This window comes from Pseudomonas sp. Pseusp16 (assembly GCF_047324915.1).
GTDB lineage: Bacteria > Pseudomonadota > Gammaproteobacteria > Pseudomonadales > Pseudomonadaceae > Aquipseudomonas > Aquipseudomonas fluorescens_CD.
The window spans coordinates 1,194,533-1,207,658 of the sequence record NZ_CP168522.1; the positions used below are offsets into that span (position 1 = coordinate 1,194,533).

At 59.2% G+C, this 13,126-nt stretch carries 5 protein-coding genes; 3 read left to right on the plus strand and 2 right to left on the minus strand.

The genetic code is table 11. The annotated features are described in order from the left end of the window. Positions 1-56: 56 nt before the first annotated feature. The gene (gene ccoG / locus ACEN8Q_RS05240; RefSeq protein ID WP_413424092.1) at positions 57-1,469 is read right to left on the minus strand and encodes a cytochrome c oxidase accessory protein CcoG; all 1,413 of its coding nucleotides are present in this window, start codon (positions 1,467-1,469) and stop codon (positions 57-59) included. Positions 1,470-2,509: 1,040 nt separating this feature from the next. Here ccoG and ACEN8Q_RS05245 point away from each other — a divergent pair. The 3 genes from ACEN8Q_RS05245 to glgB all read left to right on the plus strand — a co-directional run bounded on the left by ACEN8Q_RS05245 (position 2,510) and on the right by glgB (position 10,147). Continuing rightward, positions 2,510-4,504 (plus strand): alpha-1,4-glucan--maltose-1-phosphate maltosyltransferase, encoded by a 1,995-nt coding sequence (locus tag ACEN8Q_RS05245; RefSeq protein ID WP_413424078.1) that lies wholly within the window; start codon positions 2,510-2,512, stop codon positions 4,502-4,504. A 67-nt stretch (positions 4,505-4,571) separates the two neighbouring features. Then, positions 4,572-7,913: a maltose alpha-D-glucosyltransferase gene (gene treS, locus ACEN8Q_RS05250; protein WP_413704654.1), complete on the plus strand. Its 3,342-nt coding sequence runs from the start codon at positions 4,572-4,574 to the stop codon at positions 7,911-7,913. A gap of 2 nt (positions 7,914-7,915) precedes the next feature. Continuing rightward, positions 7,916-10,147 carry a 1,4-alpha-glucan branching protein GlgB gene (gene glgB, locus ACEN8Q_RS05255; RefSeq protein ID WP_413704655.1) on the plus strand — a complete coding sequence of 744 codons (2,232 nt, stop codon included), beginning with the start codon at positions 7,916-7,918 and terminating at the stop codon, positions 10,145-10,147. A 102-nt stretch (positions 10,148-10,249) separates the two neighbouring features. Here glgB and ACEN8Q_RS05260 read toward each other — a convergent pair whose 3' ends face one another. Next, entirely contained in the window at positions 10,250-13,111 is a 2,862-nt protein-coding gene (locus ACEN8Q_RS05260; protein WP_413704656.1) for an RHS repeat domain-containing protein, read from the minus strand. Positions 13,112-13,126: the final 15 nt, after the last annotated feature.

The following is a 13,126-nucleotide window of genomic DNA, read 5'->3' on the forward strand; positions in this document are numbered from 1 at the left end:
GGAGATCCAATGTGGGAGCGGGCTTGCTCGCGAATGGCGCACCGCAGTCTAAAGCCTTAACGATTCATCGGCGCAACAAACCGGCTCTTCGCCACGCTGTAGACATCAGGCTCATCGCTGTCGACCACCTTGAAGCCAAGGCTCTGCGAACTGCTGGCCGGACGCTCCGTGAGCATCACCACCGACACCGGCACATCGACGATCTCGCCCGCTGCCAGGCTCAACCCGTTCTTGCCCTGCAACTCGAAACCGTCGGCATCGACCAGTTGCAATTGATAGTCCTGACGCTGCTGGGTCTTGTTGATCACCTTCAGACTGTAGATGTTTTCGATCTGCCCCTGGCTGTTCTCGCGGAACAGACCGCGGTCCTTGCTGACGTCGAGCGACACCATCGGCCGCTCCACCAGCGCCACCACCAGCGCGGCGATCATTACCACAAGCACGGCGGTGTAGCCGATCAGGCGCGGGCGTAGCAGGTGTGTCTTGCCACCCTGCAACTGGTGCTCGGAGGTATAGCTGATCAACCCTCGGGCGTAGCCCATCTTGTCCATGATCGAGTCGCAGGCGTCGATGCAGGCGGCGCAACCGATGCACTCCATCTGCAAGCCATCGCGAATGTCGATGCCGGTCGGGCAGACCTGTACGCACAGCTGGCAATCGATGCAATCGCCCAGGCCGACTTCGGCGGGCTTGACCTCGCGTTTGCGCGGGCCACGGTTTTCGCCTCGGGCCACGTCGTAGGAAATGGTCAGGGTGTCCTTGTCGAACATCACGCTCTGGAACCGTGCGTAGGGGCACATGTGCATGCACACCGCTTCACGCAGCCAGCCGGCATTGATGTACGTGGCGCCGGTAAAGAACAGCACCCAGAACAGGCTGACACCGCTCATTTGAAAGGTCAGCAGCTCTTCGGCCAACGGCCTGATCGGCGTGAAGTAGCCGACGAAGGTCAGGCCGGTCAGCAGGCTGATGGCCAGCCACAAGGTGTGCTTGGCCGCTCGACGCATCAGTTTGTTCAGGCCCCAGGGCGCGGCTTGCAACTTGATCCGCTGGTTGCGTTCGCCTTCGGTGATCTTTTCGCACCACATGAAGATCCAGGTCCACGAACTTTGCGGGCAGGTGTAGCCGCACCAGACCCGTCCCGCGAACACGGTGATCGCAAACAGACCGAACGCGGCAATGATCAACAGCGCCGACAGCAGGATGAAATCCTGTGGCCAGAAGGTCGCACCGAAGATATGGAACTTGCTTTCGGAAAGATCCCAGAGCACCGCCTGGCGACCGCCCCAGTTCAACCACACGGTGCCGAAGAACAGCAAAAACAGAAAACCCGCGCCGCTGATGCGCAGGTTGCGGAACAGCCCTGTGAAGCTACGGGTGTGGATCAGGTTGTCGCTGGTTTTGGCCTTCGTCTTTGGACGCGAAGGCTCGAATGTTTCTACGGTTCGGACGGGGATTCTCTCGCTCATGGTCTTTCGCTCATCAGCCTCCATCAGGCATGAGCACTATGAGCGGTGATCTGTTTGCATAACAGACTCAGGTATTGGATTAAAAAGCGGATCAGATGGCAGTGTTTGCACGACCTGCGACAACTTGAAGCACCCGCCACACAAAGGTGCAAACGCCTGTGCCAAACAGCTGCGGCGGGTGTTGATCAATGTCAGTCAAATCACCGAATCACTTTCGGTGGCTTTCAAGTGCCGGCGTCCATCCACCGCGCCTGCCTGTCAGGAGTTCACCCTGTCTACAGAGGTTGTTTCACAGCTTGATTCCTGCTCGTTGCTCTTTGTTTCCGAGAGTTCGTGCTGGCTGTAGTCAATATCGCCGTGCAGCAGATGATTCTCCAGATCCCTGATGATTGAGCTCCTGGTTGATTGTTGTGAGGGAGTGCGCTCGGCTTCGAAGCAAAGAAATTCGTAGTTGAATATTTTCAAGGGAAGGCCAGCCGTCGATTGGTCGTTCACGGTTGAGCGCGTGGTGCTGTGCGCTCGCTCTGTCTGTGAATTCGCTGACGCTGGAAAAAATCGTTTTCATGGCTGGCCACGCTCAAGGCTGACTGAGAGGTGGCTATATAAGGCGCGGGGTGTAGATTTCGTAAAGAGTCGGACGGGCAGAATTGGCGCTTCAGGATCGGTACTACGCGTTATTGGGAAGCGTCTTTCATTTTTATGATCGTCCCTGGTGTCGAGGCAGGAACGATCAACTGTCTTCATTGCGGACTCACAATCACCGGCGGCATTGTCGTTGGCGGTTCTTCCCTTGGCGGCGGGGACGTGCCGGGAATGGATTGTTCATCGTTCAAGCCTACGGTGGCACATGGCGTGAGTCGTGCTTAAGTAGGTGGACTAGTTGGTTGACCGCTGCGCGATGGGTTTGATTCCGGAAACTGCTGATGAACTTTTCCCGACAGCCTCGCTCGGAACCTAAGTGAGTGCGTCCCGGGGCCGATGGCCCGGCGGGATGGCAACCAGACACAAGCGCGTCCATGGGGCGTAAGGAGAGAGGCTCGATGACGGCTGAAAAACCGACTGAGTTGAGCTACAACCCGCACATGCCGCTGTCGCAGGCGCTGTTGCTGCCGCGTATTGTCATAGAAAACATCATGCCGACCCTTGAAGGCGGGCAGTTCGCGGTCAAGGCCGTGGTGGGGCAGGACGTGGTGGTGACGGCCAAGGTCTTCGCCGACGGGCATGACAAGTTGGCGGTTCGCGTGCGCTGGCGGGCCGACGACGAGGACGTCTGGCAAAGCGCTGTCATGCTCGACCTGGGCAACAACGGTTGGCAAGGGCAGTTCCGTGTCGACAGCCAGGGCCGGTATCTGTTCTGTATCGAAGCCTGGATCGATCAGTTTGCCAGTTTTCGTTATGAGCTGGAAAAGAAGCATGCGGCTGCCGTTCCGGTAAGCCTGGAACTGCAGGAAGGGCGGATTCATGTGCAACAAGCCGCCGAACGCAGCGAAGGGCAACTCAGTGAGCAACTGGCAGCCTTGCACCATGAACTGTCAGGACTGCTTGAAGCCGAGCAGGTCGCACTGTTTTTGCACCAACGTAGTGCCGACCTCATGGCCCGCGTCGAACACCGTGCGTATTTGAGCCTGAGCCCGGAGTGCCCGGTGGATGTGGAACGCGAGCTGGCGCAGTTCGCCAGTTGGTATGAGTTGTTCCCGCGTTCGATCACCGACGATCCTGCACGCCATGGCACTTTCAATGACGTGCATTCACGGCTGGCGATGATCCAGGACATGGGCTTCGATGTGCTGTATTTCCCGCCGATCCATCCGATCGGGCGCAGTTACCGCAAAGGCCCGAACAACGCCCTGACAGCGGGGCCCGATGATCCGGGCAGCCCTTATGCGATCGGCAGCGAGGAGGGCGGGCATGAGGCGATTCATTCGCAGTTGGGTACCCGCGACGACTTCCGGCGACTGGTGGCGGCCGCTGCCGCCCATGGCCTGGAAATCGCCCTCGATTTCGCCATCCAGTGTTCCCAGGACCATCCGTGGCTCAAGCAACACCCTGGCTGGTTCAACTGGCGGCCTGACGGCACGATCAAGTACGCGGAGAATCCGCCGAAGAAGTACCAGGACATCGTCAACGTCGACTTCTATACCCCCGAGGCGATTCCGAGCCTGTGGGTGGAGTTGCGCGATATCGTGGTGGGCTGGGTCGAGGAGGGCGTGAAGATCTTCCGCGTCGATAACCCGCACACAAAGCCGTTGCCGTTCTGGCAATGGTTGATCGCCGATGTACGGGCGTTGTACCCCGAGGTGATCTTCCTCGCCGAAGCCTTTACCACCCCGGCAATGATGGCGCGCCTGGGCAAGGTCGGTTATTCCCAGAGTTACACCTATTTCACCTGGCGCAACACCAAGGCCGAACTGGCGAGCTACTTCAGCGAACTCAACGAATCGCCCTGGCGCGAGTGCTACCGGCCGAATTTTTTCGTCAATACACCGGACATCAACCCCGCGTTCCTGCATGAGTCCGGGCGTCCCGGATTCCTCATTCGCGCTGTGCTGGCGACCATGGGCTCGGGCTTGTGGGGCATGTATTCGGGGTTCGAGCTGTGCGAGTCGGCGCCGGTGCCGGGCAAGGAAGAGTACCTCGACTCCGAGAAGTACGAAATCCGCCCCAGGGACTTCAATGCGCCGGGCAACATCATTGCCGAGATCGCCCAGCTCAACCGCATTCGCAGGCAAAACCCGGCGTTGCACACGCATCTGGGCCTGAAGGTCTACAACGCCTGGAACGACAACATCCTGTATTTCGGTAAACGCAGCTTTGACGGCAGCAACTTTATCCTGGTGGCGGTCAGTCTCGATCCGCACAACGTGCAGGAAGCGAACTTCGAGTTGCCGCTATGGGAATTGGGCCTGCCCGACGACGCCAGCACCCAGGGCGAAGACTTGATGAATGGCCATCGCTGGACCTGGCACGGCAAAAACCAGTTCATGCGCATCGACCCGGCGTATCAGCCGTTCGGTATCTGGAGAATCACCGCATAGACCAGAAGGCTCCCTCGCCACAGAGAGTCTCATCCTGTGGCCAAGTCGAATTGACCAGGAGTTTCAAATGGCGAAGAAACCCAAGGCAGCCACGTTCATCAAGGACCCGCTCTGGTACAAGGACGCGGTGATCTATCAAGTTCACGTCAAATCGTATTTCGACTCCAACAACGACGGGATCGGCGACTTTCCCGGCCTCATCGCCAAGCTCGACTACATCGCCGACCTGGGCGTCAACACCATCTGGCTGTTGCCGTTCTATCCCTCGCCACGGCGTGACGACGGTTATGACATCGCCGAGTACCGCGGCGTGCACAGTGACTACGGCTCCATGGCCGATGCCCGGCGTTTCATTGCCGAGGCGCACAAGCGCGGCCTGCGGGTGATCACCGAGCTGGTCATCAACCACACGTCCGACCAGCACCCGTGGTTCCAGCGCGCACGCAAGGCCAAGCCCGGTTCGGCCGCGCGGGACTTCTACGTGTGGTCCGATGACGATCAGAAATACGACGGCACCCGCATCATTTTCCTCGACACCGAAAAGTCCAACTGGACCTGGGACCCGGTCGCCGGCCAATACTTCTGGCACCGCTTCTACTCCCACCAGCCGGACCTGAATTTCGATAACCCGCAAGTCATGAAAGCGGTGCTGTCGGTGATGCGCTACTGGCTCGACATGGGCATCGACGGCTTGCGTCTGGACGCGATCCCCTACCTGATCGAACGCGACGGCACCAACAACGAGAACTTGCCGGAAACCCATGACGTCCTGAAAAGGATCCGCGCGGAAATCGACGCCAACTACCCCGACCGCATGCTGTTGGCCGAGGCCAATCAGTGGCCGGAAGACACTCGGTTGTACTTCGGCGAAATCGATAAGAAAGGCCTGAACGGCGACGAATGCCACATGGCCTTTCACTTCCCGTTGATGCCGCGCATGTACATGGCGCTGGCCCAGGAAGATCGCTTCCCGATCACCGATATTCTGCGCCAGACCCCGGAAATTCCCGCCAACTGCCAATGGGCGATCTTCCTGCGCAATCACGATGAGCTGACCCTGGAAATGGTCACCGACAAGGAGCGCGACTATCTGTGGAACTACTATGCCGCCGACCGCCGCGCGCGGATCAACCTGGGGATTCGCCGCCGGCTGGCGCCTTTGGTGGAACGCGACCGCCGTCGGGTCGAGCTGCTCAACAGCCTGCTGCTGTCCATGCCCGGCACGCCGACCCTGTATTACGGCGACGAAATCGGCATGGGCGACAACATCTACCTCGGCGACCGCGACGGGGTGCGCACGCCGATGCAATGGTCCATCGACCGCAACGGCGGATTCTCCCGCGCCGACCCGGCCAGCCTGGTGCTGCCGCCGATCATGGACCCGCAATACGGTTATCTGTCGGTCAACGTCGAAACCCAGGCCGGTGATCCGCATTCGCTGTTGAACTGGACCCGGCGCCTGCTGGCCGTGCGCAAGCAATCCAAGGCTTTCGGGCGCGGTACGTTGAAGATGCTTTCGCCCAGCAACCGGCGGATTCTGGCCTACACCCGGGAATACACTGGGGTGGACGGCAAGCACGAAGTCATTCTGTGCGTGGCCAACGTGTCGCGCAGTGCCCAGGCCGCCGAGCTGGATTTGTCGGCCTACGTCGGCATGGTGCCGGTGGAAATGCTCGGGGGTAACGCGTTCCCGCCCATCGGCCAGCTGAATTTCCTCCTGACGCTGGCGCCTTACGGTTTTTACTGGTTCGGCCTCGCTGCGGAAAACCAGATGCCGAGCTGGCACGTGGAGCCCGCACAAAGCCTGCCGGACTTCACTACGCTGGTGCTGAAAAAACGCATGGAAGAACTGCTCGAGGTGCCATCAAGGACCACGCTGGAGCAAAGCATCCTGCCGAACTGGCTGCAGAACCGCCGCTGGTTTGCGGGCAAGGACGCCGCCATCGAGCAGGTCGATCTGGTGTACGGCGTGCGGTTCGGCGATCCGCAGCATCCGGTGCTGTTCAGTGAGATCAACGTCACCAGCGCAGGCCAGAGCAGTCGCTACCAGTTGCCGTTCGGCTTTATCCCGGAAGACCAGGTCGGTACGCCGCTGCCGCAGCAATTGGCGCTATCGCGGGTAAGGCGCGGACGCCAAGTCGGCCTGATCACCGATGCCTTCAGCCTGGAAACTTTTGTGCATGCCGTATTGCAGGGCATTCAGGCCGGCACCGTACTGGCTTGCAGCGATGGCGACATCCGCTTCGAGTCCACCGCCGAGCTGGAAAAACTCGGCCTCAATGCCGAGTCGCCGGTACGTTACCTGTCCGCCGAACAGTCCAATAGTTCGGTGGTGATCGGCAACAGCCTGGTGCTGAAGTTGATCCGCAAGGTCGCCTCCGGGGTGCATCCTGAACTGGAGATGAGCGCGTATCTGACCGGAGCCGGGTTCGGCAATATTTCGCCATTGCTGGGGGCCGTGGTGCGTCGGGACGCAGCGGGTCAAGACAACTTGCTGATGATTGCCCAAGGCTATCTGAGTAATCAGGGCGACGCCTGGGAGTGGACCCAGAACAACCTCGAGCGGGCGCTTCGCGATGAGCTGGCCGACGCGATGTCCGAGCAGGAGCAACACTACAACGCGCTCGGCGAACTGAAAGATTTCGCCGCTATGCTCGGCCAGCGCCTGGGGGAAATGCATCAGGTACTGGCAGCGCCGGGTACCCACCCGGATTTCTTGCCGCAGGTCACCACGCAGAAGGAAGCGCTGGCCTCGGCCAAGGATGTCGCGGCGCAAATCGAGCATGCGCTGAACTTGCTCAAGCAACATGAAAATCAACTGAATACGGCGGACCAGACCCTTGTCACCCGTTTACTGGACAACAAAAAAGCCATTCTCGGTCATGTGCAAGAGCTGGGCAAAAAGACTGCGGGTGGCTTGCGCATTCGTGTGCACGGCGACCTGCATTTGGGGCAGGTGCTGGTGATCAAGGGCGATGCCTATCTGATCGACTTTGAAGGTGAACCGGCACGGCCATTGCAGGAACGACGGGGCAAGCACAGCCCGTACAAGGATGTCAGCGGCGTGCTGCGTTCCTTCGACTATGCGGCGGCGATGGCGATCAACGTGCAGAGCATCGACAACACGGCTGCGGCTGCTGCTGCGCGTTTGCGGGTCACCGAGCGCTACTTGAGCGAGGCGCGGCAAGCATTTGTCGACGCTTATCGGCTGGCGGCAGCTACTCTTGCCCATGCATGGCAAGATCCCGAAGGCGAGGACGCCGCGCTGGCGTTGTTCGGTCTGGAGAAGGCGGCGTATGAAGTGGCCTATGAGGCGGAAAATCGCCCCACCTGGCTGCCTGTGCCGTTGCACGGTTTGTATGGATTATTGAGTGGGCTCAAACCCTTTTCCGATCTTGATGGAGAGTAGTCATGAGTGTCTCGAACAGGGAACAGGGTCATCACAAAGAAGCGCTACTGCCCAGCGCACGGGATATCGATGCATTGGTGCGCGCCGAGCATATCGATCCTTTCGCCATTCTCGGCCCCCACGGCGATGGCGCTGGCGGGCAGTTCATTCGCGCTTATCTGCCGGGCGCCCTGAGTGTAGAAGTGCTGGCCAGGGATTCGGGCGAAGAGCTTGGAAAGCTTGAAGCCACAGAGACGCCGGGTTTGTTTGTTGGGCATTTCGACCACGTGCAAGGGTACTTGCTGCGCACCCGTTGGGCCGGCGGCGAGCAAACGGCCGAAGACCCTTACAGCTTCGGCCCGTTGCTGGGCGAAATGGACTTGTACCTGTTTGCCGAAGGCAATCACCGTGACCTCAGCGCGTGCCTTGGCGCACAGCTCAAGACCGTGGGCGGCGTCGATGGCGTGCGTTTCGCCGTGTGGGCACCGAATGCCCGAAGGGTATCGGTGGTCGGTGATTTCAACGTCTGGGACGGGCGCCGGCATCCGATGCGCCTGCGTCATCCCACCGGTGTCTGGGAGCTCTTCATCCCGCGCCTGCAAGCAGGCGACGCCTACAAATACGAGATTCTCGGCGCCCACGGCATTCTGCCGTTGAAGGCGGATCCCATGGCGCTGGCCACCAGCCTGCCACCGGACACCGCCTCGAAAGTCGCTTCACCGTTGAAAGTCGACTGGCAGGATCAGGACTGGATGATGGGCCGGGGCGACCGCCAGCGAGTGACGGCGCCATTGTCGATCTACGAATTGCACGCCGGCTCGTGGCAATGCGAGCTGGACGACCTGGGCGAAGTGGCCCGCCAGTACACCTGGCCGGAACTGACCGAGCGGCTCATTCCCTATGTAAAAGACCTGGGCTTCACCCACATCGAACTGATGCCGATCATGGAGCACCCGTTCGGTGGTTCGTGGGGTTATCAGTTGCTGTCGCAATTCGCACCGAGTGCGCGATATGGCACGCCGGACGAGTTCGCCGCGTTCGTCAACGCCTGCCATGTGGCCGGGCTCGGGGTGATCCTCGACTGGGTGCCGGCGCATTTCCCCACCGATACCCACGGCCTGGCGCAGTTCGACGGCACGGCGCTGTACGAGTACGGCAACCCGCAGGAAGGTTTCCACCAGGATTGGGACACGCTGATCTACAACCTGGGGCGCACCGAAGTGCACGGCTACATGCTGGCGTCGGCGCTGCACTGGCTCAAGCATTTCCATGTCGACGGCCTGCGGGTCGATGCGGTGGCCTCGATGCTGTACCGCGACTACTCGCGCAAGGCCGGCGAGTGGGTGCCGAACCGCCATGGCGGCCGAGAGAACCTGGAAGCCATCGACTTCCTGCGCCACCTCAACGACGTGGTGGCCCTGGAAGCGCCCGGTGCACTGGTGATCGCCGAAGAATCCACCGCATGGCCGGGCGTCAGCCAGGGCACGCAACAGGGCGGCCTGGGCTTTGCCTACAAATGGAACATGGGCTGGATGCATGATTCGCTGCATTACATCCAGCAGGACCCGGTCTACCGCGCCCATCACCACAACGAGTTGAGTTTCGGCCTGGTGTACGCCTGGTCCGAGCGCTTCATCCTACCGATCTCCCATGACGAAGTGGTGCACGGCAAGCACTCGCTGATCGACAAGATGCCCGGCGACCGCTGGCAGAAATTCGCCAACCTGCGGGCCTACCTGAGCTTCATGTGGGCGCATCCGGGCAAGAAGCTGCTGTTCATGGGCTGCGAGTTCGGCCAGTGGCGCGAGTGGAACCATGACCAGCAACTGGACTGGTACCTGTTGCAATACTCCGAGCACAAGGGCGTGCAGAAACTGGTGACCGACCTCAATCGCTTGTACCGCGAAGAGCCGGCGCTGCATGAGCAGGACGATGTGCCGCAGGGTTTCCAATGGCTGATCGGCGATGATGCGATCAACAGCGTTTATGCATGGCTGCGCTGGAGCAAGGACGGCAAACCGCTGCTGGTGGTGGCCAACTTTACGCCGGTGCCGCGCGAGGCTTATCGGGTTGGAGTGCCGTTTGCCGGGCAGTGGAATGAGGTGCTCAACAGCGATTCGTCGATCTATGCGGGTTCCAACTACGGCAATAGCGGCGGGGCGGTGGCCGAGGAGACGCCGAGCCATGGGCAGGCGTTGTCGTTGGTGCTGAATTTGCCGCCGTTGGCGGTGTTGATGTTACGGCCGCAGGGGTGATGGAAGTGGACTTTTAAGAGCACTGGCGTGGCGAACCGAAAGCCGCGAAGTTGTAAATGCGCGCTTTCGGTTCAGTGCCACACCGGATGCTTTTCGGTGGTGCTAATGAGGCAAAGGGATTCGATGGCCCTTATACCCTCGCAACTCTGTGAGATGGACAACATTGTTTACCTCATCGACTTTGGTCACCTTGAAATCTGCATGAAATGTGAACACAGAACCTTGTACAGCTGAAGCGGAAAGACTACCCGCCATTCCTGCGGCGCTAAAACCCTTAAAGATAAAAAGACCGCTTGCATGTGTGGATTTAAAATCTTCGGCAACTGATTTATCTTTGGCCACTGAAAGAAAGCTCAGGGAGTGAAGTGCGGAGCCATTTTCTTTGGCTGCTTTATACTCTTCCAATGCTGACTTGGTTAATCTGCCTCCTCGATAATAGGTTTTCATTTCTTCGTTGTCTTGAAGGTATAGTTGATTGCTTACTTTTTTGGCTGTTTCAAGTTTGAAGAGTTCTGCGGCAACCTGAATGTCTAGTTTTAGATCTCTTCCGGTTTTTCTCTCAAATATTTCACTTCCATGTCGTTCTTCTAATTCTCGTATTACCTTTGTTTTAGATATGTATATTTCTTCGTTTTTTCTCATGGCATTGTTGATCTCATCTGAGCCGTGGGTCGTTGTGTAGAGTGCGATAAATATTTTCTTGTCGTATTTGTCTGTAGGGGTGGGGATCTCTTTTTTAGGTAGGGCGATTGCTAAGCTGCTCATCTGTGTCGTTGCTTCTTCAAGCGGTGGGGCCATTGCCATTTGAATTCTTTCTATAACTTTATTAATAATCTCTTCGGAATGTCCACGCGTCTTAGCAACATATGCCACGAATTTCAGAGCCATTTCAGGATCTGCTTGGTACTCTTTATGAAAAGTTTTGGATCTCAATGTTTCTCGCGCCAGCTTCCCTTCTGGTGACAAACCATTTGAATCATATAGCGCAATGGGATTATTCCTGACCATCCGATAGAAGTTCATGCCATCAATCGCCCCCGCCGGATCCGGATTAATCCACCGCTGCAACCACGGCGCGTAATACCTGAACCCATAGTAATAGAGCCCCGTCGCATCCCGCTCCTTGCCTGAATAACGCACAGTTTTGTACCTGGCTTCGGTAGCGGATCGGGCCGCCCAGCAAGCCGTGCCGCCAAACGGGTAATACCATTCCTGACTGATCAGGTCGGCGTTCTGGTCCAGTTCCAGTGCGCTGGATTGCAGGTGGTCGTTGAGGCTGTAACGCACCTGGTCGTTGGCGATGTCATCCGGCTTCTGGTTGACCCAATGCAGCACCCGCACGCTGTTGCTGCCGGCGCTGGCGTTGATCACGTGGAGGATTTCGCCGGTGCTGTCGTGACGACGGACTTCCACGCCGGGCAGGTATCGCACTTCACTGGTCAGTGTGCGGGCGTTGGTCTGGTTCGCGCGCAGCTTGCGCACCCGTTGCCCGCCGCCGTCGTAGAGGTAACGTTCATAATCATCATTGCCATCGTCGCGGACCACCGGGCGCACGCTGGACAGTTGATTACGCAGGTCCCAGTCGAGCGATTGGCCCGCCTGCAACTCACGCAAATTCCCGTTGGCATCGAAACCGGCGACCAGTTCGGCTTCCGTCGGCGGCCGGCCATTGCGTTCGGGCAGGCAGCGGTTGCTGTATTGGGCGCGGGTCAAGGTGCGGCCATGGGCCTGTGAGCCGACGTGCACCAAATCCAGGAGATTGCCGCCCGCATCGTAGTGAAAGGTCTGGCTGTACCGGGCGACCTGGTTGGGGTCGAGGGGTAAGGGTTGCAGGTCGGGCAGGGCAGGGCCGCCATGGCCGGTCTTGGCTTCCCAACCCGTGGCTTCGATCAATTGATCGAGGGTGTCGTAGTGATAGGTCTTGATTGGTTCAATGCGTTGATTGTTGAAGTAACGGATCGGTTGCGCGGCATCTTCGAGGCTCAGCACGTTGCCGATCGCGTCGTAGCGATATTTCAGGTCCTGCAGTGGCGTGCCGTTGGCCTTGTGTGCGCTCAGGCCGATGAGGCGGCCATCCGCCGGATCGTAGCGGTGGCGGGTGAGGACGCCGTTACCGGCGGTTTCCGACTCGATCTGACCGGAGGCGCTGTAGTGAAGATCGCAGACCAGCGTCAGCTCTTTTTGATCGTCACCGGCCAAAGTCAGAAGCGTGTTCTTCAACTCTCCGGTGACGGTATAGGCAAAACGTTGACGATTGCCCAGCGCATCGATTTGCCGGAGCAGTTCACCGCTGGCGGCATGGTGCAGCGCGGTGGTGGCGCCCTTGGCAGATTCAAGCAATGCATCGCGTGCCGGCACGCTGTCTGGCCAGTTCACTGGAACGGTTTCGCGCAAAAAATGCCGGGTCTGTTGCAGCACCGCGCCTGCGATCCCGAGTTCGCGCAGTTGCAAGGTGCCGGCCGGGTCGTCATGGCGAATCAATTGACCGCACAGATTGCGCGAGGCCGCGTCGGCATCGACGCTCGCATACGTAAATCGCTCGAGGACGTGCGCGGCGACATCTTCACCACGTTCATGTACGGCCACCGGCCGCAGCAGTTCATCGAACTCAGTCCGGGAATGGCTGCCACGGCCGTCCCAAGCCTCGACGCGTTGCCCGGCAGCACTGTGCAACGCCACCCGCCAACCCGCGTCCACGCTGTCACTCGACAAGGGTGCACCAGACAGGCTGTACACCTGGCCCAAGTTCGCCGGCACCGACGCATCGTTCTGCGCCAGGGCAAACAGATACGGATCCCTGCTGGCCACCGCCCGGCCGGCGGCATCGAACCGTTGATGCGTCACTCGTGTATCAACCGGATCAGCCGCTAGCCGCCGATGGTATTGAATGGCCCTGATCGCCAAGCCACGCGGATCTGAAACCGCAAGGTTCGGTGTGCCGTGGTGCGCAGAATTCAATGGCATGAGTGATGGTCTCGA